This is a genomic window from Sporosarcina sp. P33 (assembly GCF_002077155.1).
Classification (GTDB): domain Bacteria; phylum Bacillota; class Bacilli; order Bacillales_A; family Planococcaceae; genus Sporosarcina.
Genome location: NZ_CP015027.1, coordinates 1,156,803 through 1,179,189 on the forward strand (window position 1 = coordinate 1,156,803; position 22,387 = coordinate 1,179,189).

The 22,387-nt window shown below is 39.2% G+C and carries 23 protein-coding genes; 3 read left to right on the forward strand and 20 right to left on the reverse strand.

From position 1 onward, the window contains the following. Positions 1-90: 90 nt before the first annotated feature. The 8 genes from SporoP33_RS05870 to SporoP33_RS05905 form a co-directional block, all read right to left on the reverse strand. The gene (locus SporoP33_RS05870; protein ID WP_081242853.1) at positions 91-909 is read right to left on the reverse strand and encodes an enoyl-CoA hydratase/isomerase family protein; all 819 of its coding nucleotides are present in this window, start codon (positions 907-909) and stop codon (positions 91-93) included. Next, positions 896-2,581 carry a BCCT family transporter gene (locus SporoP33_RS05875; protein ID WP_196796867.1) on the reverse strand — a complete coding sequence of 562 codons (1,686 nt, stop codon included), beginning with the start codon at positions 2,579-2,581 and terminating at the stop codon, positions 896-898. Before SporoP33_RS05875 ends, SporoP33_RS05870 begins: the two co-directional genes overlap by 14 nt. Before the next feature lie 95 nt (positions 2,582-2,676). Continuing rightward, positions 2,677-4,788, reverse strand: a complete 2,112-nt coding sequence (locus SporoP33_RS05880; protein ID WP_081242855.1) for an acetate--CoA ligase family protein — start codon at positions 4,786-4,788, stop codon at positions 2,677-2,679. 796 nt (positions 4,789-5,584) lie between these two features. After that, on the reverse strand, positions 5,585-6,403 hold the full coding sequence (locus SporoP33_RS05885; protein WP_081242856.1) for an ATP-binding protein: 819 nt from the start codon (positions 6,401-6,403) through the stop codon (positions 5,585-5,587). Between the two features lie 37 nt (positions 6,404-6,440). Beyond that, complete coding sequence (locus tag SporoP33_RS05890; RefSeq protein ID WP_196796868.1) at positions 6,441-6,800, reverse strand: helix-turn-helix domain-containing protein; 360 nt, start codon at positions 6,798-6,800, stop codon at positions 6,441-6,443. A gap of 17 nt (positions 6,801-6,817) precedes the next feature. Next, complete coding sequence (locus SporoP33_RS05895) at positions 6,818-7,507, reverse strand: GAF domain-containing protein (RefSeq protein ID WP_369821969.1); 690 nt, start codon at positions 7,505-7,507, stop codon at positions 6,818-6,820. A 324-nt stretch (positions 7,508-7,831) separates the two neighbouring features. Then, positions 7,832-9,067, reverse strand: coding sequence for an amidohydrolase family protein (locus SporoP33_RS05900; protein WP_081242859.1), 1,236 nt, complete (start codon positions 9,065-9,067; stop codon positions 7,832-7,834). After that, positions 9,068-10,162 (reverse strand): hypothetical protein, encoded by a 1,095-nt coding sequence (locus tag SporoP33_RS05905; protein WP_155961312.1) that lies wholly within the window; start codon positions 10,160-10,162, stop codon positions 9,068-9,070. A gap of 184 nt (positions 10,163-10,346) precedes the next feature. On the opposite strand from SporoP33_RS05905, the gene SporoP33_RS05910 reads away from it, so the two are divergent. The 3 genes from SporoP33_RS05910 (at position 10,347) to SporoP33_RS05920 (ending at position 12,709) form a co-directional block, all read left to right on the forward strand. Next, on the forward strand, positions 10,347-10,568 hold the full coding sequence (locus SporoP33_RS05910; RefSeq protein WP_081242861.1) for a hypothetical protein: 222 nt from the start codon (positions 10,347-10,349) through the stop codon (positions 10,566-10,568). A 245-nt stretch (positions 10,569-10,813) separates the two neighbouring features. Next, the gene (gene gloB / locus SporoP33_RS05915; protein ID WP_081242862.1) at positions 10,814-11,515 is read left to right on the forward strand and encodes a hydroxyacylglutathione hydrolase; all 702 of its coding nucleotides are present in this window, start codon (positions 10,814-10,816) and stop codon (positions 11,513-11,515) included. 813 nt (positions 11,516-12,328) lie between these two features. Then, positions 12,329-12,709 (forward strand): lactoylglutathione lyase, encoded by a 381-nt coding sequence (locus SporoP33_RS05920; protein ID WP_081242863.1) that lies wholly within the window; start codon positions 12,329-12,331, stop codon positions 12,707-12,709. A gap of 172 nt (positions 12,710-12,881) precedes the next feature. On the opposite strand, the gene SporoP33_RS05925 is transcribed toward SporoP33_RS05920, so the two are convergent. The 12 genes from SporoP33_RS05925 to SporoP33_RS05975 all read right to left on the reverse strand — a co-directional run bounded on the left by SporoP33_RS05925 (position 12,882) and on the right by SporoP33_RS05975 (position 22,310). Then, positions 12,882-13,646 (reverse strand): class I SAM-dependent DNA methyltransferase, encoded by a 765-nt coding sequence (locus SporoP33_RS05925; RefSeq protein ID WP_081242864.1) that lies wholly within the window; start codon positions 13,644-13,646, stop codon positions 12,882-12,884. After that, positions 13,630-14,046, reverse strand: coding sequence for a hypothetical protein (locus tag SporoP33_RS05930; protein WP_081242865.1), 417 nt, complete (start codon positions 14,044-14,046; stop codon positions 13,630-13,632). The genes SporoP33_RS05925 and SporoP33_RS05930 overlap by 17 nt, the downstream gene beginning before the upstream one ends. A gap of 8 nt (positions 14,047-14,054) precedes the next feature. Then, positions 14,055-14,261 carry a hypothetical protein gene (locus SporoP33_RS05935; RefSeq protein ID WP_081242866.1) on the reverse strand — a complete coding sequence of 69 codons (207 nt, stop codon included), beginning with the start codon at positions 14,259-14,261 and terminating at the stop codon, positions 14,055-14,057. Positions 14,262-14,538: 277 nt separating this feature from the next. Continuing rightward, positions 14,539-15,042 carry an RDD family protein gene (locus tag SporoP33_RS05940; protein ID WP_081242867.1) on the reverse strand — a complete coding sequence of 168 codons (504 nt, stop codon included), beginning with the start codon at positions 15,040-15,042 and terminating at the stop codon, positions 14,539-14,541. Between the two features lie 571 nt (positions 15,043-15,613). Continuing rightward, positions 15,614-16,198 (reverse strand): hypothetical protein, encoded by a 585-nt coding sequence (locus SporoP33_RS05945; protein ID WP_081242868.1) that lies wholly within the window; start codon positions 16,196-16,198, stop codon positions 15,614-15,616. Positions 16,199-16,229: 31 nt separating this feature from the next. Then, positions 16,230-17,144: a hypothetical protein gene (locus SporoP33_RS05950; RefSeq protein ID WP_081242869.1), complete on the reverse strand. Its 915-nt coding sequence runs from the start codon at positions 17,142-17,144 to the stop codon at positions 16,230-16,232. Positions 17,145-17,171: 27 nt separating this feature from the next. After that, entirely contained in the window at positions 17,172-18,008 is an 837-nt protein-coding gene (locus SporoP33_RS05955; RefSeq protein WP_081242870.1) for a hypothetical protein, read from the reverse strand. A gap of 23 nt (positions 18,009-18,031) precedes the next feature. After that, entirely contained in the window at positions 18,032-18,271 is a 240-nt protein-coding gene (locus tag SporoP33_RS05960; RefSeq protein ID WP_081242871.1) for a hypothetical protein, read from the reverse strand. A 101-nt stretch (positions 18,272-18,372) separates the two neighbouring features. Beyond that, positions 18,373-19,737 (reverse strand): 23S rRNA (uracil(1939)-C(5))-methyltransferase RlmD, encoded by a 1,365-nt coding sequence (gene rlmD, locus SporoP33_RS05965; protein ID WP_081242872.1) that lies wholly within the window; start codon positions 19,735-19,737, stop codon positions 18,373-18,375. A 66-nt stretch (positions 19,738-19,803) separates the two neighbouring features. Next, positions 19,804-19,938 (reverse strand): cytochrome bd oxidase small subunit CydS family protein, encoded by a 135-nt coding sequence (locus tag SporoP33_RS16460; RefSeq protein WP_255363032.1) that lies wholly within the window; start codon positions 19,936-19,938, stop codon positions 19,804-19,806. Between the two features lie 12 nt (positions 19,939-19,950). Beyond that, positions 19,951-20,976 (reverse strand): cytochrome d ubiquinol oxidase subunit II, encoded by a 1,026-nt coding sequence (locus SporoP33_RS05970; RefSeq protein ID WP_081242873.1) that lies wholly within the window; start codon positions 20,974-20,976, stop codon positions 19,951-19,953. Continuing rightward, on the reverse strand, positions 20,973-22,310 hold the full coding sequence (locus SporoP33_RS05975; protein WP_369821959.1) for a cytochrome ubiquinol oxidase subunit I: 1,338 nt from the start codon (positions 22,308-22,310) through the stop codon (positions 20,973-20,975). Before SporoP33_RS05975 ends, SporoP33_RS05970 begins: the two co-directional genes overlap by 4 nt. Positions 22,311-22,387 lie beyond the last annotated feature (77 nt).

The following is a 22,387-nucleotide window of genomic DNA, read 5'->3' on the forward strand; positions in this document are numbered from 1 at the left end:
ATCATGGGGCTTTATAATGTTTATATAATCAGCCGAAGTCAGCCGTCAAAAAGGCCCGCTATGATCTCATAGCGGGCCTTTTGTGGTGTCTTACACTTTCTGTGTTCCCTTTAAAAATGCGCCTACACCCTTCTCACGAACGATCCGGCCTGCTTCCGCAATTTCCTGTTCCTGGCTTAAGAAGAACATAGAAATTGCCGTTTCAATATTATAATCAAGCGACTGTTTCAAATTCATCATTTCATATGTCTTATTAATTGTCATCTTTGTAATTTTCAGCGCAGATGGCGGTATATTCACCATTTTCTCTGCCAGCTTTATGGCTTCCGCCAATAGCTCTTCTTGAGGTACAACCCGATTGAAAATGCCTAAGCGGTAGCCCTCTTCCGCATCAACGGAGTCACCGGTAAAAAGGAGTTCTTTCGCTTTTCGCAAGCCCACAATCCACGGCATCATCAAAGTAGCCGGCGCTGCCCCAAAACGGATCTCAGGTTCGCCAATCATAGCTGTATCGGACGCAATGGCCATGTCTGCAGAGAATACCCAATCAGCTGCTACTCCGTAAGCGTGTCCATCTACTGCGGCAATCACAGGTTTCTTCAAGTCCCAAAGTTTCAGTCCAACCCGCAAGAAAGTTTCCAGTTGAGCACGGTAAACTTCTGACGGTTCGTCGCCAATAGGAGACGGCAGATCCATTGACTCTTTAAGATCTGCACCTGCGGAGAAGTTCCCCCCTGCACCCGCCAAGATTACCACTTTTACGTTTGAATCTTTTTCTGATTGATCCAGTGCATCCCAGATATCTTCCGTCATTTGCTCCGTCACCGCATTTAATTTATTAGGACGATTTAAAGTAATCGTCGCAATGTGATCTTCAATTTTGTATAGGATTGTATTATAATCTTTCATATTTTTCTTCCTCTCTATTTTCAAATTTCACAATACCACTATTTAAATGCTGGTCAGCTATGATTCCAAGATTTCCTTTTTGTAAATTGATGCCCGCTGGCTCCAAATTTTCTTTCACCATATTCTGATCAGCAATTTCAGCTTCTTCCAGCTCCACATCTTGTTCGAGGTGTGCTTCTGTTTTCAGCATTCTCAGTAACGAAATGACGAGAAGTGCAATCACTAAAATAAATGGAAGCGCTGTCAAAATTGAAGCGGTTTGTATTGTTTGAAGATCTCCTCCAAGAACCATCAAGGTTGCCGGTAAAATAAACAAAGTAATAGCCCAGAACAATCTATTCCATTTAGCTGGTTCTTCATTCATTTTAAGTTCTGGTGTGGTTGCTGATGCCATCATATAGGCGGCAGAATCGAATGTTGTAGCTAAAAATATTAAAGCAATGAAGCTAAACACTAGTACAGCAAACCAGCCAAAAGGAAGCGTATTGATGACTTCAATAATTGCCGCGGGTGCACCAATTTGCTCTACCAAACTGGTTATCGATAAAACTTTTGTAAGCTCTAAGTTCATGGCATAATTTCCTAGAATCGTAAAGTACGCTGTGCATCCCAGCGATCCCCAAGATATTCCGCCCAAGATTACTTGTTGAATGGTTCTCCCTTTGGAAATCTTCGCAATGAAAAGTCCCATGAATGGAGTGTAAACAATCCACCAAGCCCAATAAAAAACGGTCCACCCCTCAACAAAACCTGAATTACTGACCGGATCTGTATACGTATTCCAGCGTATAAAGTTATCAAATACCATTCCAATACTGTTTGTTCCCATTTTTAATAGAAATTCAGTTGGTCCAACAATTAAGACATAGCTTAACAGGAGGATGGAAAAAACAATAGCTATATCACTTAATAGTTTTAGACCTCGTTTTAAACCTGAATAGGCACTCCATGTAAATAATGCTGTACATAATATGAGTATAAACACATTCATTCCCATGGACGCCTCTATACCTGTTACCTTACTTACACCTGCGGCAACTAACGGTGTGCCTAAACCTAACGATGTCCCAGCCGCCCCTAAGATTCCGAACATAAACGCAATATCAATTGCCTTCCCTAATAAACCATCCGCACGCTTTCCAATCACAATTCTGCATATTTCGCTTAATCGTAAAATAGGTACTTTCAAAATATAGTATGAATAGGCAATTGGAATAGCCGGTAAGACGAAAAATGCCCAAGCAGACGGCCCCCAGTGAAAAATCCCGTAAGCCGCTGCAATTTCCGCTCCATCCACAGAACCTGCTTCAATGCCGTATGGCGGGGCTTTAAAATAATAGGCCCATTCAATTGTAGCCCAGTAAACTAACCCCGAAGCAACTCCTGCACAGAATATCATGGCACCCCAGCTAAAATTTGAGAACTCTGGTTTTTCATCTTTTGTGCCAAACTTAATCTTCCCATGTTTGCTAAAGTACAAATAGATCAGAAAAGCGAAACCACCCGCTCCTGCCCAAAGAAATACCATACCGAATTTTTGTGTAACAAACCCATTGGCCAAGTTTACCAGCTCACTGCCCTTTTCTGGATACAGGATCAAAGGTAAACAAATCGCAACAATCAATACAAAAGTGGAGATGAAGATAAACCAATCAATTTTTGTTTTTCTCACATATATTACCTCCTTGAGGGTACATAGGCTGCGCATGCCTGCATCGACTATCTGTGCACCATTGGGTTATTTTATTTTTATTAGATCGTTACACTTTACCTAATTAATTCTCCGTGCTTTTCTAGTGCAGTTTTTTTTACAGACGCCAGAACATCCAGCGCGACCACACCTGTTTTACGAACCGCTAACGGATTAATCTCAAATTCCACGATTTCTTCATATTTCTCGGTAGCCATTTTGCCCATTTGTATAATAGAATGAACCAACGCGTCTTTATCCAATGGAGGATTCCCTCTAAAGCCTTGAACATTTTTCCACAGCATAGGTATGCTTCGGATCATTTGCTCGGCTTTTTCAGTTGAAATCGGCGGAACCGCTAAGACAACTTCATTAAACAATTCCGTGTAGATGCCTCCCAACCCAAATATAACGATAGGGCCATAATGAGCGTCTGTTTTATAAGCTAAAATCGTTTCAAGTCCGTCATTCACCATTTCCTGAATCAAATAAAATGGAGATTGAAGGTGCTGCATGTTTTCCCAGGCCGTTTTTAGCTCATTTGAATTATTTAGGTTCAATGCTACGCCGCCAACATCTGTTTTATGGGCTAATCCCTGTGCTTTTAACACCACTGGATAGCCGATTGAATCGCCAAATTCTATTGCTTCGTTAAGAGCAGTCACCACTTTTTCTTTAGGCGAAGAAAATCCATTGTTTTCAAGCAATTCCCGCCCTTCATCATCATGAAGCAGAGCTGGTTCTGATTGATCTGTCTGTTTGAACGAATAAATCGGTGTTTTATGTTTTCGATTCAAGAAATCTGCGTATTGGAATAATGCCCGGCAAGCAGTTAGAGCATTGCGGCTGCCTTGAATTACTGGGATTTGGGCCTCATCCAAAATCTTTAGTACCCGCGGATCAAATTCCGTTTGAATATGACTAAAATATAAGAACGGTTTATCTGACGTTTTTCGTAACTCTGCAAGATTTTTTGCGGGAGTGCCTGTAAAATCAAATTCATGATCGCCTTGTCCGTTGGGGGCGTCAATCGCAACTGTAACGATCCCAATATTAGGATCTTCCGCTAAAGATGTCAGACAAATATTCGATACCTCAGAAAAATCCTTACTGCTTTTCCCCCAAATATCTAAAGGGTTTGACAATTTACCCAGTTCAGGAAGCTTATTGCTTATCGTTTTTAAGGTTGGTGCAGAAAAATCTGCAAATTCAACGCTGTAATCATCTGCTAAATCAAGCAATAATCCAGCTTGACCTCCTGACACGGTGAGTGCGGAGACTGTTTTTTGAGCAGGCAGATAAGGCTGGGATAATAATTGAGATACCGCAACTGCCTCATCTATATCGTCAACAAAAATAACTCCGTGTTCTTCAAGTACAAGTTTCCCGATCCGATAATCTCCAGCCAAAGCCCCTGAATGCGCATTAGCAACAGCCGCTGATTTTGTTGTTCTGCCTACTTTCATGGCGATGACAGGTTTTTTATTCGTACTGCATAAATCAAGGGCTTTTAAGAATGCTTCATGATCCCGTATTGCTTCGATATATAAAATGATGACCGAAGTCTCTGGATCGTTCGCTAATAAATTCATATAGTCAGCCATTTTGATATCAGCTTCATTGCCCGTTGAATAAATTTTATTGATTCCCAGTCTGGAAGCAATAAAAGCATCGTTAACAGAACCGCTTTGTGAGATAATCGAGACATTACCTTTTACTAAAGGTCGCAGCGGTCTATGCAATGTCCCAATGTATGGCGTGAAATGATTGTGCATATCAAAATACCCCATGCAGTTCGGTCCTACAACCCTCATTCCTGTTTTTGAAGCGCTTTCTAGAATGTGGTTTTGTATTTCCTCTCCCTCTTTTCCACTTTCCCCATAACCTCCGCCTGGGATGACGAGAAGTTTCGCTTTAATATCACTTGCTGCTTCAGCGACTTCCATCATTAACCGTGGGTTGACAAGCCCCACAACGACATCAATTTCTTCATCGATATCAGCCAGAGAAGAATAGCAACGGATGCCATTTATATTTTCATATCTGGGATTCACAAGATATACAGTACCTTTAAAACCCATTTGCTTTAAATTATCTAACATGACAAGCGTGGCAAAACGTTGATTTGCGCCAACGATTGCGACAGTTTGAGCTGGACTCACTAACATTTGAAGATTTTGATTTTTCATTTCTACACCTCAATTCTTATTTTTAGATACATCTTTTGTTTTTAATAACTTAAAAATTACATGTAATTCCTCAAAGAAATATTTGGTAATAAATTTGACCAGTCAATCTTTTATGTTGATAAAAGTTTTTCTTTGCATAGCCATTATAACCCTACTACACTATCGGAAGCATAATTTTTTTTAGATTTAATTTTTCAAGCCACTTCCGCGAAGCTGATTAGATCAACACAAGTCTTTAACACATCCAAAAAAGAATAGCTTTACATTCTCCTTAACTTTATTCAAAATTCCCCCTTCCCAAAATTCTGAATATTCTTTCCCAATTGTAAACCATGTTTATTGACCAGTCAATCTTTTTTTAAAGGTCATCCGTCTGCTATTATGATTATTAACATGGACAGCTATAATCACTCATAACGTTTTATCCCTCTTATATCACTGACGGAAATTACTGTATGTATAAAATTGCCCAGTTTCCAACCTTACTTGGAAACTGGGCATTCAATACTTTTTTAATTCTTGACTACTAACCAAGTGATACCCTCCAATTGTGTTATCGTCACAGAGTAATACGTATACGCAGGAGTTCGATCTGGATAAATAATTTCCTTGTACATGCTGATAGGTTCTCGTTTTTATAAATAATACAAATTCTCTGAAGACCTGACTTTATGCGTGTGTATTCGCACCAATCTTCTTGTTTATATTTTTTGTGCTCCATCACATGAATCAATTGGCTTTCGGTCCGCCACATGAAACAGATTGAATTATGTTGCCTTGCACAGCCAGAACATTTTTATTCCAACTGCTGAGATGCAGGGACTTTTGAGTTTTGCAGCGGAAGGCAAATATCAACTGTCGTACCCATTCCCAGCCCGCTTTTAATATGAATAGCGCCATTATGTTCTTTAATAATTTTGCGGCTAATCATTAGACCAAAACCAGTACAGTTCTTCTTGTTGCAGTAAGACGGTTCAAAAAGATGCATCATCTTCTCATAAGGGATACCGGCTCCCTCATCTTTTATCGTGATATGAACATGAGATTCATTTTTTTCATAAGTGATATATATGTTTTTATTAGAAGCTGAAGCCTCAATGGCATTTTTAATAATACGTTCAAAGACCTCTTGAAGTTGAATTTCGTCGCAGCAGATCGATAATAAATCATTATTCGCCCTTAAAATTATTCTAATGCCTTTACGTTCAGCCAAGTCATTCATCTTTTTAACAGTACACTCTAAGATACGCGCAATACAATTTATACGAAAGCACACGGATTGCGTTTCCGCAAGGTTAATAAGTTTATTTACTGCTGCTTCTACTTGATCTATTTCCGAATAAATTATTGAATAATATTCAGGCTTATTTATACCCATATTCAACAGTTGAACAAAACCTTTAATAGAAGTAAGTGGATTTTTAATCTCATGGGCTACTCCCGCAGCTAATTTTCCGACTAGCTGAATGTTACCGTCCGTCAGGAATGCTGTATCCGCTTCTCGCAGTTGTTCATTAACCATGTCATGGTCATATGAATTTCCTGTGTTTTCCTTGCTCAATTGATTATTATATTTGCTCCCCATGTTCATCCCCCCACTCAGAACTTTGTTCACTTTAAGCGACCCCTTATAGAAAAAAAGACAATGAATATTACCCGATATCCATATGTCTTAAATTGCCTTTAATATTCTCTTGTTGCTTTTCCGTCATTAATTCGACAACCTGATGAACAATTTCTAATTCCTTTTTACTTAAAACTTTCCCATCCCAGTTCAGTTGCTGCTTTTGAAGAGATTCAACAGAATCAGGAACATTCGTTAAGTTTAATATATAATCTGTTGAAACTTGATAAAGTTGCGCTAAAGCTATTAGCTTATCGATAGGGGGATTTCTATATCCCCCTTCATAACTTGCATAGGATGATTTGGCCAGCCCAATTTTAGATGCAACCTCTCGCAGTGTCAGCCTTTTCTTCAAACGAAGCGTTTTCAGGCGTTCTCCAACAGTCAATCGTAAATCCCCCTTCTTCATATAATGGTCAGTTCAGCATTGCCGACTTGCGTATATTCTTGAATACGATCAGATATCGTTTGTATTTCAAAACTAAACATCGATATTTTTTCTTGAATCATCTCCACTTCATCTGAAGTGATATGATGGTTTGGTGTGGCAGAGTAATGCGCAAACGTTCCGGCCAACCGGCCTGTGTCTGTAAAGAATGGTATTGAGGTACAAGACCTGAAACCGTATTCAAGTATGCCTTCTTTAAATTTTGCCCAAAGTTCGCTTGTCCCAATATCTGAATGCACAACTTCCTGTGTAAAAATAGCTCTTCCGCATGAAGCACAATCTTCATCCAGTATTCCCTGTTCATTAATAATTTTAAAGAAGTCAAAGAACTCCACTGGAATACTGGGACCTGCACCATGAAAAACTAAATTGCGTTCTTTATCATAAAACAACAAAGTAACGTAAATATTATCCAATACTTGCTCCAACTCTAAGCACATCCGGCCAAGCGCCATTTTGATTTCTAAGAAATCCATTTCACTTTTGGTAATTACACCATTAGCAACGGCATTCGCTAAATGAACTTTTATATCTGTTTCCTTTTTACCCAGAAGGGGATTGATTATTTTTAGCTGTTCTTTAATATTTTTCTTTAAATTATACTCCTGTAAACATTCAACTATAGTTTGACCTTTTGAACCATTCATCAATTTTATCAAGCCCCTTCCAAATTCACAAATAGTTTTCTGTCTATTTTTATTATAATATATACTATTAAAACTGAATAGTAGTAATAATATATTCTTCCGTGGTTTGTCAGACTATTCACCAAGATAGGATATACTTTTCAATAGCAGTTATTCGGCTCCACAACCTAGACTGATCGTTAAATGAATACACTCCAGTACCCTTCATCCCGTGCAGCAGTTAGAATTCAGGAGTCAAAAATCCCCCGTACTGATTCGTCCGGGGGCACATAAAGTATACATTTCAATGGATTCTGAACAATATTACGCTTCTTACATGCGATGCTATTTGGCTCCGTTTTTACGGTCAATTACCTTTTTTCCTCGAAAGAACACTTTACTAATATCTTCAGCACTTGTAATTTCCAAACCCGGAATGCCTTCTGCCACCAGGAAGTTGGCATCCAACCCTTGCTCTAATCTTCCAAAACTATTTTCCCGGCCTAATAATGCTGCGGGATTTGCAGTCAGTAATGCCAATATTTCATTTTCACCATAGTGATTTTCTTTTAATAGTTTCATGGCAGGATGGGCAATTAACATGAATACATCAGGTCCCCTTAATGCCTGATCGGTAAATGGCAGCCACGTCACTCCTTGATAAGGAGGCAAATACGCATCAGTTGAAATTGAAACAGTAATATTATTATTCACCAGTGCAAGAACATCTTCTGGAGAATTAGGAGGCAAATGTGTCCCCCCCATGGGAGTTGCCACTATTTCCACACGCTGTTTTGAAGCCTGTTTGATTAACCCGTCCGTAATGCCATGTGCATGGTGTAAAACATCCACTCCGGCATCCAATGCCATTTTTATACTGGACTCACCCGCCACATGAACACCAATCCGCTTTCCGCACTGATGATAAATTTTTGCAATACGTTTTAATTCCTCTAACGTATAAATGACTTCTCCTGCCCTTGGAACTTCATCTGCCGTAAAGTTTGCCGGTGTTGCATTAATAAATAAGTTTTCTCCTGGGTAGTCACTTGCTTGTGCAATCATTTGCACCACATTCAGGTCCATTAAATCTGACTTCCCCACGGCTTGCGATTGAGTGACTGCCGTGAAATGGGCTAACTTCTCGAAGCCTATTGATATGCTTGTCGCTGCAAAAGAAACATCCAGGGGCATATTCAAAACCGCCCTCCGGTAATCGCTGACAGAAAAGTCAAAGCGCGGATGTCCGCATATTTGTTCTCCCAAAGCAGTTATTCCCGACGACAAAGCATCTAAAAGAAGGTCTTTACCCACTTTAAGATGGTTAATTGGCAGGTCAGGATACAGTGAAGATGGTGCAAACTCCAATAGATGCGTGTGGCAATCGACTAATGAAGGCGTAATAACATAAGCCGAGTAATCAATCACAGCGAAACCGGGATATCGATTTTGAAGCCTATTCCAATTCCCTACATCCAGAATTTTGCCGTTTTCTACAGCCATAGCACCATTTTCAATCGTCCCCAATTTGCCGACAGTAATAATCTTTCTACCTCTAATGATATAACCTGCATTGTTCATCTAGTTCACCAAAAATGGCGTTAAGAAGACCGCCAATGCCCAAGTAGTTGCGAATCGAAGGATCAGACCAATCAATGCGGCTTGTAAAGCTTCTTTATCATTGAGATTGGATGTTTCTTGCCATGTTACAGGTACCTGGCCAAGGATAACGGATAATGGCAAGCCTGAGTTCGCCAATACAAATGCCCCTACAATCAATCGGGGATCTACTGTGCTCGATAGCTCTGCAAGCTGGGCAACCGCCAGCGTAGGTGCGGCGAGTATCGATATAATTCCCGTCGTGGGTTCAATACTCATAAATGTTAAGACAGTGGACAACGATGCTTCAATGGCACTCCAAATGCCAAAAAACTTGAACGCCCCTATAAAGAAAAATACAGCCGCAACTGCCGGAATGATGAGCAGCAAAAGAAGCTCTGCTCCCTCTTTTGCTGAAGTAAAGACGGTTTGAAGAAATCTGGTTTTCGGGGTGAAACGGGGCAAATGTTCTAATTCCACTCCTTTTGTATCTCGATAAATCGTTTTTGACAGAATAAACGGAACCACTATTATAGGGAGGAATATTGAGAAGATCACAAGCGGAAATGCATGAATACCGAATACGGATAACGCGATGAGTCCTAACACTAATGTCGCAAAAGATTGAGGAGATTGAATCATTGTCGCTATTGCAATTTTTTGTTCATCTTTGGTAGCGTTAGCTTTGACAAGAATCGGACCAGCAATTTTTCCAGCCGCATTAATATCACCGAGGATATTATAAACACTTGGGATGATAACAGATGGATTAATTTTCAGCCATTTCATAACGGGAACAAATAGTCTGATTAAGCCATCCGTAAATCCTAGCCGTTCCAATAAACGCCCAAAAATCACACTGACGATAATCGCGATGCCTACCTCGCTTGTTAAAAACACATCTACTACGATTGGTTTTACTTCACCAATTATTGTATTAAAGAAATTGGCCAGTGAATTAGGCGCGAATAATAAAATAAGCAATGAAAGCAGCACTAACAAGACCCCAATTATCTCAAAAAGATGCCATTTCGTTCTTGAGGACTCACGATTAGTGGATGCCTGTTTATTTTTCATATCATGACCTCCTGCCGTTTTACTAATTTATGTGCGAATGCAGAAGTTTGTGTTTGTCTGGATACTGAGCACCTTCCCGTCAAACGAATAGGCAGACAAAATACCTTTGCCCGCGTTCTATTTCATAATCCACTTCATAAAATGAATATATACCACCACTCATTTTAACTAAGGAGATTAGAAAATGTATGCCATTCATTATTTTGAAGACAAAGTTGAAGTGCTCAATGTAGCATCACGGATCATACCGGCTGCAGATGAAAGTGTGAGGATCAAAGGGCGTAACGGAAAAATCGTAAGTGTTGAAAAGGTCGGAGAAACTAAATATTTTGTAGTTGTCGAATTCGAGAAGATCGTTGAAAAAAGCAGCGCAAACTTAAGTAAATATGGTATGAAAAGAAAATGACCATCTATGGTTACGGTGTAGTATGACCATTCAAAGTGCCTGTGCAACATGGAGCTCCATGTTGCACAGGCACTTTGTATGAAGGTGTAAAAGGTTGCTGACAAGATGTAGAATTGATTTACAGACAGAGAAGGCGGACCTCCCCCATGTTATGATAGTAAGGTAAACTTAAACTTATCAGCGGAAGGAGAAAAACTAGTCTCCAAGCCGCAAATCAAAGATATGAAAAGAGGAGGAATCGTACGATGATTATTCATCCAATCAAAGCCTTTGCTGATAATTACATATGGTGCATTCAAGAAGAAACAGAGGCAGTTGTAGTTGATCCGGGAACAGCAAATGATGTCCTGGATTTTCTTGAAGAAAAGCAGCTTCGCCTGGCTGCCATTCTTTTAACGCATAAGCATGAAGACCATACCGGCGGGGTACTTGAGGTTATGGCGAGACATCCAGAATGCCAGATATATGGACCGAAAGAAACGGAAACCCTGGCAAATCATGTGGTAGAGGAAGGCGATACCTTTAACTTACTGGGCCATCCTATTCAAGTTTTCGAAACGGCGGGCCATACACATGGCCATATCAGCTTTTTAATGGGAAACAGTCTTTTTTGCGGAGATGCCTTGTTTTCAGCGGGATGCGGCCGAGTTTTTACCGGTGATTACGAAGCCCAATATGAAACCTTGCAGAAATTTAAACGCTTGGATGAGGATATACATATTTATCCTGGTCACGAGTATACCGAAACTAATTTACGCTTTGCATACGACACGCAGCCAGACAATGAAAAAATCTTCAATGCATTGAAAAAGGTACGTGACTTGCGTGAAAAAGGAGAGCCAACACTCCCGACAACGATCGGCAGAGAGAAGGAGATTAACCTCTTTCTGCGAGCGGAAACATTGGAAGACTTTATTGAATTGCGCAACGCCCGTGATGACTTCTAAGGGAATTCAAATCGGAGCGCAGAAAAGGTGTTCAAAGTAATCACTGGGTTGTTGTTTCTTGCCGAATAATCAGTGCCTGGCACAACGAAAAAAATGTCAATCACCTTCGACAGGATTCGAGCTGTGACAGGCACTTTATAAAAGTTCTTCAGTAATTGGGCCAAGATGGTCAAACATACAGAAAATAACAAGCTTGTAGATTATCCAATGAAATTGGTTTTTGAAAATGAGATGCTCTTGACAAGTCGTTGTTAAGATAGCGTATGGTTTAGGATTCTCCCTGCAGAACCGGACGCTTTCCTGAGGGGGCGCGGCGGACTCGCCAGAAGTGCGTTGGCGATTACGCCTGTCACCCTGATCCTCCAGGAGTCGCCGGTTCTTCCGGGAGAATCCTTGAGTTTGTGTCCGCAGGTCAGTCAGTGTTCGTCCAGAAATTGGAGTATGGTAAGTGACTCTATCTGCGCGGTGTGGGTGGAGCTATGAATTGCCTGACTGAATGGACAACAAAGCGATTTTTTTCTTCATTCATTTCATCGAAATTGTCATAGTAGCTAAAAAAATTACCGCTTTCTAACTTCAAAAATGGACGCATTGTATCAGACAAGTCTACTCGGCTTTCACTGCTTGCAGAGGGCTATCAAACTGTCTTATGTACACTAAATCCGGCTGCTGCGCAGATCAACGGCTTAGAACCATTATCCCGTTAAAAATCAGCCACATTAAATAACCAGTAACTGTATAAAATCGTATCAAATGTACTTATATAGGATCTATGATAAGATAAAAATCAATAAAATTATGGAGGACGATAAAATGAACCAAGTACTCGTTGAAATTTGTTTACGTGTTAGAGACATTGATGCTACTTTAGATTTTTATACAGAGCTTTTTGATTTTGAAGTAGCAAGCCGAAGAGAATTCCCTGAAGATAAATTTGATTTAATTTATCTTAATTCACCAGGTTCTTCCGTACAAATAGAACTTACCTACAACTATGATGCAGAACCGTATGTAATAGGAAATGGTTTCAGTCATTTAGGCGTAACAGTAGATGATTTAGAAGAAATGCACAAGATTTGTAAAGCTTCTTCTTATGAAACAAGTGAATTGAAAGGACTTTCAGGCGGAACACCTTCTTACTTCTTTGTTACTGACCCTGATGGCTATAGAATCGAAGTAAAGCGTAAGCACTAAGATACGGTACCAGGTCCCAACACAATTCGGACACTATTCTGAATTGAACTGAAGTTGTTTGCGGACCTGGTACCCATTATTCCAACTCTATCACCGCCACACACACTCGACATGCGTGGACTGCTGACGGTAGACAAATAATGAGACGTGCGTGTCTTCACCTATACCCAGATTAATACTTATTCTTTGTCTTTAGTAGTTTACATCTGATCCCCATAAATCTTGGATATGAATTATTTTTAGGAAACACAGGTAATACTTCTTCATTCGGTATTGGTTCAATCATCTTTTCTATAATAAATCCTTCGCTACAGAGAGTATTAACATAATGTTCCAACGATCTATGAATATGAGTTGTTCTATGCTTTACTTTTTCTGTTGCAATTTTAAATGCTGATTCAATATATAGTTCCTCTTTATAATTAAACCAATTTTCATCAAAGTATTCCCAATAGACTGGCCAATAACAAGGATGGGTTATCGTAAATACAAAATGTCCGTTATTCTTAATAATATCTTTTATAGACTTTATTACTGTAGGCAATTCAGCAACATCCATCAGAACCATATTGGCAACCACTAAAGAGTACGTACTTTCATTATTAAATTTTGCAAATTGTTCTATAGAGTAATTCTGAAAACTCATATTTTCTCTTTGAAAGTTTTCTGCAGCAACTTCTATACTTTTCCCACTTAAATCAATTCCTATTATTTCATCAGAGTAGTTTGCTAAATAACTTGTTAAATTACCTGTACCACAACCAATATCTAGTACTTTTTCTTTGTTACATGGATTTATCAACTCCAATATACATGGCTTAAGAATGTGTTTTAAACTTAAATCTTTATTGTCTCTAATTTGTTGAAATCTAACGTCTGAAATCTGATCCCATTCCAAAGCAATATCCACATTCGTTTTTCTATTTACTTTCTTCATTTTGAATAGTTCCTTCTTTATTAATTTTATTGAATTTAATTAAAAAGTTAGTAAGATCATTTGCTATATGGAAGGGATACCCGTCGGAACTATCAAACTCTTCGATAAAGTGCTTTCCATTTCTTTCTTTTCCTATAGCTACTTTACTATCAATTCTATCCGTTCTGACAATAGTAAATCGGGAGTTAGGAGTATAACCTAATTCTTCATATGTATAAATAGTAGCACCATCGTTTTCAAGTTTTTTAGTAAGTCCAATATTACTTGCTATAATTATAATCAATTCATTGTTTATAGCTTTTTTAAAAAGAAGTTCCTTTATTTCTTTATCTTTATTTGCCCAACTCATGTCCCTTGTAAAAATCGTTACCCTTCCACCTTTACTAATCCATTGAAGCATATAGTTGTTTAATTCTCCTCATCCTTACAATAAATTCCTTTCTCCCTGTTATTCAGCTTCATCTCCCAAATAACTGCTAGAAAAAAAAGCATGATTGCTAAACAAATTAAAAAACCCATAAAGAAACTTGAGGGTTCATCTTTAGCTTTCATCAAAAAAATAATACCTATGAGGGATCCTAATGTTCCCAGGTGACCAAACCATTTAGTATACATGACCTACATCCCCCTCCCCTTTAGTAAATCATTGATTATTTGCAATTCATCACCTTAAGTCTACCATATATATAGGTACTCCGTCCGATAATTACAGGAGGAATAGTTGTCTGAATCTTAAACCTCATTCACATAGTGAGCAGTGCCTGTGCGTCACACAATTAAGACACGATTCAGATTTGTATTTAAATTGTGTATCACACAGGCACTCTTTACTAATTGCTTTGGAACTGATACCAATTACTAATTTCAGCAGCTGGTATCATGTACTTCCTCTTTATTTTCCTATTTTCACTACTTTTGTGCAGGAAATCTTATCATGTAATGACGATTTGTCTTTATAAAAAAAAATAAATACAAGTGCAAAAGGAAAAAACGCCAGTGAAAAATATTTTATTGCAGTTCTCACAGTTATTTGTATTATACTAAATGGTTTATCCTTTGTAGATATTATTTTTAGCCCCATAATTTTCATGCCTATATTACGCTTGATTAAGGTGATACTTATAATTTCTATAATAATTAAACTTAGTAAAGCAGGTACTATTATTTCAATTATCTTCAGAAATTCTAATGGCAGGGTAATTACATCTAAAAATACTGCCGGCAAACATATCATGTACTTTAAAAGCCAAACTATTAACCATCCTGAATCTTGATCATTTCCGAATATGAAGTAACTTGGAAATATCAGTGAGGTGATTCCCCCAAGTAATAACATTGATGGAAAGAGAATTATCACTCTATTTAAAATGTGTGCAGTTATTCTCTTTCCTATCATATTAAATTACTCCTTTTTCATCGTGACATATCCAGCCCGCCGAAATATATCAACAGTATATTTTCGTCATTTTCTCTCTATTAACCAATTCTGCTGCTGCGATTTGAGGGAACTAAAACACACCTATATATTCAGTTAAAAGCCTTCAATATTGGTATTCCTGTTCCTTTATTTTATAAACTTCCGAAAACACACCACTCAAACCCGCATTCCTTCGTTCCCTTTTAAAATAAAGTCACGCTATCTTCCCCTCATTTTCACACATTTCCGGTCACGTTTTGACCACTTTTCACTGCTTTTCTCACGCTTTTTGCTCACGTTTTTTTTCGATTTAAAAAGAAGTTTTGTACGTTTCAGATTGTGAAAGGATAGTAGTGACAAGGGTTCAAGGGATTTTGGGTGCGAGACTTTATTTTGGGGCTACAATTCTAACTCTATCAACACCACACACTCCACATGGCTTGAGAGGACAGAATGAATTTCATTTGAGTATGTCCGTTCTCAGAAACATATCCACGATACTATTTGCACTATCGGTAGACGGGAACATATCAACTACATTACCTTTTTGTTAATAATAATCGCGTCTTTCCATATCTTCTTCATATGCAGCTAAAATTCGCTGATACTCTTTTGGGTCATCATTCTCACAGTCAAGTTTTATCACTCGATCCACGATAGGCTCTAAAGAATCCGGGTTGTACCAAGGTTCCTTAATAGTAAGATATATTATTTTTTTAGTTTTTTGACGTTCAGCCATTTCTTTTAACATCTGAATTTCCTTTTCATTTTTAGTTACACTTTGTATTGGCCATACAATCATAAAACCGAAAGCATAATCATCGTATTTGTCACTACTACTTTTAGTGGTCAGATTATCAAAGAAAATTGTAAGATTTGATAATTTCATTGCTTGCCCGTATTTCTTCGGTACTTTAACTTGATAAAGTTCAGCCCAACGGAAGAAATTCTCCATTCCATCTTTTGATGTATGAATTAAATTAATCAGCCCTTTCAAGTTCCCATTATCATTTAATGCTTTAAGAAGAGCTTGATGCTTTTCCTTGTCAGCAATACCGCGTAGCAACAATGTTTTTTCTATTTCATTACCCATGAAATCCATAATTTGATTATATGCATTTTTTACGTCAGACATATTATTCACCCCTTTACTAATAAAAAAATCACTATTTATTTTTTGAATATACCCAAAATAAAATGCTATCTGTTAGCCTCAAACAAAACAGCGCATCTTCAATTGTTGGCGATTCAATAATATTCTCATTCCTGTGGGTCCCATAATCAGACATCATAGAGTAAACCATATAAATTGTTTTGGTCTTTGTCAGTTTTCCATCTTTATTTTCATTGAAAAAGTCTGCTAAATCCTCTTTTTTCAGGTCTGACTTAAGAGCCCTATCTAAGTCAGCAACCGTTGCAGTTGCACTGTCTCCGCTGGTGTTAAAGACACCTCTCATCCACTTTGCGAAATTTTCAGTCCCTTTATATTTTGAAAATATGCTTACAATACTTGTCCTACATGATTCAATACAAGCTCCTGAATGCCCTTGTGTATAGGCATCAATTGCAGATTTATAAGCATCATATACTTCTTTATGGTTACTTTTTATCCATGACTCAACAGAAAACATCTCACTTACTCTGGCAAAGTCACTTTCCATGCAAGCAGAAACTGTAATTTTATCAAATTCAATAGCTATACTTAACCCTAAAATCTCATATAGTTTTGCTATCTCTTCAAAATCTTCATCGCTATCCTCAGAAATATATCTTACATTGAAAGATTTAGTTATTTCTTTTAGTAGATTGATAATATCCTCATGCCTGTTTTCCTTATATAAATCCGAGAATATACTATCTAAACCTAGAAACACATCATATTGATCATTATTGTTTTCAAATTTCTGTGAATGTCCTTGGTTGTACCAATATGGCACTAGGTAATCAACATATTTTACGTAAAGGTCATTTAGCCCCACGCATTTTAATCTGGCCTTAAACTCTGAATTTTTCCTTATAAAAAAGCCTGGTCTGCTAACAATTTCTGCAATTTTTGAAAGAATTATTTCTTTATCATTCATTTTTTCACCCCATCTATGTTCATAAATCTATTGCTTTTTCAAAGCAGATAAAACCATCTCCAAATACTCCTGCCAATAATCATTATCCCCTTCCATGTCATGAAGCCAATAGTACATTAACAGTATTTCAAATTCTTGCTTTCTTCCTTTTGTGAAGGATTTTTTCGGCATCTTTCTATATAGGGAATCGAGATTAAAAAGATTACTTTTTTGCTTGTAATCATAATCGTACTTTCTCCAAGTATATTGACTCTTCTTTCTATGCGTTGATGGCCAAACATCCTCGTTTTCAAAAAAACTATTTACCCAACCATAAGCAAAGGCAAGCAGATTAACCTGATACTTTGCCCATGTCTTGTCAATCCAATCAGTTATTTCTTCTGATATCGATGGTATTCCGAAATTAAATCTTTGCTCGCTTTCAACTCTATGATAGTCTTTAATAAAAAGAAAAAGCATCTCTGTTTGGTCTTTAAGAAATGGTAACTTTTTAATGAGCTGGGAATAGCAATCATAGGAAGCATTTCTAAATTCACTATCAGTACTATACAGAAAGAAGAACTCATTCTCCTTCATAATGTTTCCGATGTATCTGTGCACTTGCTTCCCGTATTCATTGTAAATTCCAACAACCCATTCTCGAACTTCAGGATCATACTCCCTAAGCTGCTTCCGATACTTCTCTAGCTTTTCATTATGGAGTACTGTTTTTCCTCCAGTTTCCGTAATATTCAGATAGTTATTAAAATACTCGAATACATAATCAACGCAGATTTTCATATTTTGTGCACGTGCATCAATATCAAATTCATTGAGTTTATCTTCCTTTTTTCTTCGTGCAATGTATTCCTCGATACTTAGCATTAAATCTCTCCATTATATTTAAATTAAACTTCAAACTCTTCGGTATAGCTAATCGTTGGTCCTATACCGGTTCTATCAACATATTTTCCTTTTAAGTTCTCATACTCTAATCCTGCTTTAAGCACAAATTCTTTCTTTTGAACTGAGGGAATAGCAAGAGTAATACCTACTTTATACTTTCCTTTATCGAAGCCAATGCCTTCTTTTCCAAGTCTACCAAAATCAAACCGTCCATTTTCCACTAATGACTTATTCTGTGCCAAAATACGGTACCAGGTCCCAACACAATTCGGACACTATTCTGAATTGAACCGAAGTTGTGTGCGGACCTGGTACCCATTATTGTGTGCGGACCTGGTACCCATTATTCCAACTCTATCAACGCCACACACTCCACATGACTGCTATGCGGGAACATATCCACTGGCTGCACTTCTTTTGTACGGTAGCCGCCATCCTCCAAAATCCGCAAATCACGGGCTAATGTGCCCGGGTTGCACGATACATAGACGATTTTCTTTGGTTTATATTCCAAAATGGTTTCCAACAGCTTCTCGTCACAGCCTTTACGGGGCGGATCGACAACGAGGACATCGAATCGCTTGCCTTGGGCGTACCATTTCGGAATGATCTCTTCTGCCGGTCCTGCCTCGAAATGCGAATTTGTGATGCCGTTCAGCTCTGCATTGCGCTTCGCATCTTCAATTGCCTGCGGTACGATTTCCACGCCGTATACTTCTTTCGCCTGTTTAGCTAAAAATAATGAAATAGTGCCGATGCCGCAATATGCATCAATTACACGTTCTTTACCGGTTAAATCCGCGTAATCAAGCGCCTGCTGATACAGTACTTCCGTCTGTACAGGGTTTACTTGATAGAAGGAGCGTGCGGAAATTTCGAATTTCGTGTCCCCTATCCGGTCGATGATCACATTTGATCCGTACAAATTGATGGTTTCATTTCCCATGATGACGTTTGTATTCGCCGTATTCACGTTTTGCATAATCGACGTCACATTTGGCAGCTCCTGTTTAATCAGCTCCACTACCGCTTCTTTCTGCGGGAATTTTTTGTGGCGTGTTACCAATACAACCATCACCTGACCTGTCTGCCGTGCTTTTCTGACGATTAAATGACGCAGCATGCCTTTATGTGTGTGTTCATCATATGTCTCGATTCCTAGCTGCTGCAGCTTATATTTCAGCATTGTCATCAGTTCGTCCGCTTCTTTCGTTTGAATCAAGCAGACATCCGTATCAACAATTTGGTGGGTACGTGCTTTATAAAATCCGGTAATCACACGGTCATTTTCCGTATCAAAAGGAATCTGTGATTTATTGCGGTAGCGCCACGGATCATCCATGCCTTTTACTTCATGTACCGGCACATCGGGCAGCTTGGCAATTCTGTCCATGACATCGCGCACAGACTTCCGCTTCTGCATCAATTGTCCCTCATAGGACAGATGCTGCAGCTGACAGCCCCCGCATGCAGGGAACACATGACATGGCGGTGTTACGCGGGATGAAGATGGTTCCACAATATCCAGCAGTTTTGCGAATCCATACTTTTTCAATGTTTTTACTACATGCACATTTACTGTTTCTCCAGGCAGCGTCCCTGGAATGAATAATGGATACCCATCCACTTTCGCTACTCCTGCTCCGTCATGTGTCAGATCTTCTATAATTACTTGTACTTTTTCATTTTTATTTACTGCAAAGCTCATGATTTTTCCTCCATCTTTCAGATACTCATAGTGTACCATGCCGCGCAAATAAAAAAACAGACGCGATTACACGTCTGTATGTTCACTCTCTGTATGTTCATTTCTTGTCACCGCATCGTCTTTCAAAACGACAAAGAACGATAACGCGATCCCTGCGATGATAATGAGAAAAGGTGCGTAGAAAATCAAAAATTCATCCATCAGAATGCCCCCTTATGCATGGTGATCTTTTTTCCCTTTTACATATTCTTTGTTGAACAAGAACATGCGCAACAGCAAATACAGTGACGGGATCAACAGCATTAATCCAAATATGAACGCTGTTATTAATGCAACCGCCATTGCCTGATTCGTAAAGCTATCGTAAATAGTCAAGTACGGATAGAGCAAGTACGGATAATGAGATGCGCCATATCCGAAGAAAGCGAACAGAAATTGTCCCGCCAGTAATCCGAACGCAATTCCATATTGCCGCTTTTTCCAGATGAGGAACACTGTCCCAAGGAACAGCAGGAACGACAGCAGGAACATTGGCCAGAACCGTTGGATGTTCTCATAATGCAGCGGATTATGTTTGCGCAGCTCGAAGATAATTCCGCCAGCTGCAATGATTGTCGGCAATGACCAGATGAGCGCATATTTTCTCAATAACTGTGTGGCCTCCTCATCCTTTGCTTTATTTGCGTACCATGTCAAAAAAGTCGAGGAGATATAAAGTGTCGCTGCGATACTGAGCACTACAATTGACCAGGTGAGCGGACTGCTGAATAATTTCCAATAATCCAAAACAGGCTGGCCATCTACTATCTCGATAAATCCGCCTTCAGATATTGTCAGTACAATCGACAAAGAGGCAGGGAGCAATAAACCCGATGCACCATATGCAAAAGAGTATCCTTTATGTCCGCGGGCGCCATATGTTTCAAAAGCATAATACGAACCCCGGATCGCCAATAGAATAATCCCAAAACTGACAGGCACAAGCAATGTTGTTCCATAATAAAAAGCAGTTTTAGGGAAGAACCCGATGATTCCTACGAAGAAGAACACCAGAAATACATTTGTAACTTCCCACACCGGGGACAGGTAGCGCTGAATGACATCGGTTAAAACTCTCTGTTTTCCCGTCAATAAACTGTACGCATTGAAAAACCCTGCTCCAAAATCAATCGCTCCAATCACAATATAGCCGAAAAGAAATACCCATAATACGGTTATTCCCAGAATTTCAACAGTCATAGGATATCACCGCCTTTCTCCTGCTGACGATCTGCAATTTCTTTTTCAACAGGATTTCGTATGAACATCCGTCTCAAAACCACGACACTGCCGATTCCAAGCACCAAGTATAGAAGCGCAAAGAGAACAAGCATGGTAGGCACTTGCCCGCTTGTGGTAGCCCCTTCAGCAGTACGCATGATGTCACGCAGTATCCACGGCTGCCGTCCCACTTCTGCCATCCACCAGCCAGATTCGAGTGATATGAAAACGAGCGGCCCGCTAAGCACGATAAGCCAGCGGAATAATCGGGACTTTACAAACGGCCATCTCCGCCACATTCCAAGCAAATATACAGCTGACAATGTCAGCAACAACATCCCTATTGTCACCATAATATCAAAGAGATAATGGATGTACAGGGGCGGTGTATCTTCTTCTGCAAACTGATCTAAGCCAATAACTTCCGCATTCGGCGTGCCATGCGCGAGGATGGAAAGCGCATACGGTATTTTAATGGCATATTTGACTTCCCCGTCATCGAGCACTCCATAAAGTATCAAAGGGGCATCTTCTTCCGTTTCAAAATGCCATTCAGCCGCTGCCAGCTTTTCAGGCTGATACTCTGCTAAATACTTTCCTGATAAATCGCCGACGAGCACCGCTGTCACACTGAAGATAAAACCGACTTTCAAAGTCAGATACAATGCTTTCTTGTGATAAATATGATTTGAACCGCGCAATAGACGAAACGCTGCGATAGCTGCCAATAAAAAAGCAGTCGTCATATACGCTGTCCCGACCACGTGCGCTACTTTTGTCGGCATGGCCGGGTTAAACATGGCCAGGAGCGGATTGACATTGATCAGTTCACCGTTCACTAAGTCAAAGCCCCGGGGTGCGTTCATAAAAGCATTCACAATCGTAATGAAAACTGCTGAAAATGAAGCCCCGAGAGCAACCGGAATAAGTAATAAAAAATGTTTCTTCTGATTTTCAAACCGATCCCACGTATATAAATAAATACCAAGGAAAATTGCCTCAAAAAAGAACGCGAATGTCTCCATGAATAATGGCAGCGCAATCACATTGCCCGCGAGCTCCATAAAACTCGGCCACAGCAATGACAGCTGTAATCCAATTGCCGTTCCTGTTACGACTCCAACAGCTACGGTAATGACAAAACCGCGCGCCCAGCGTCTTGCCAGCAAAATATAGTGCTCGTCGTTTTTCTTAATACCGACCCACTGCGCCAGCATAATCATGAGCGGGACACCAACCCCGATCGTGGCATAAATAATATGAAATGATAAGGTCAATTCGGTTAATACTCTAGAATAAAAAACTGAGTCCACACAGCGCACCTCCTGTTTTTATGAAAATAATCTTCCGATGATTGATAACAGCATGATGCCGGCAACTATAAATGCTA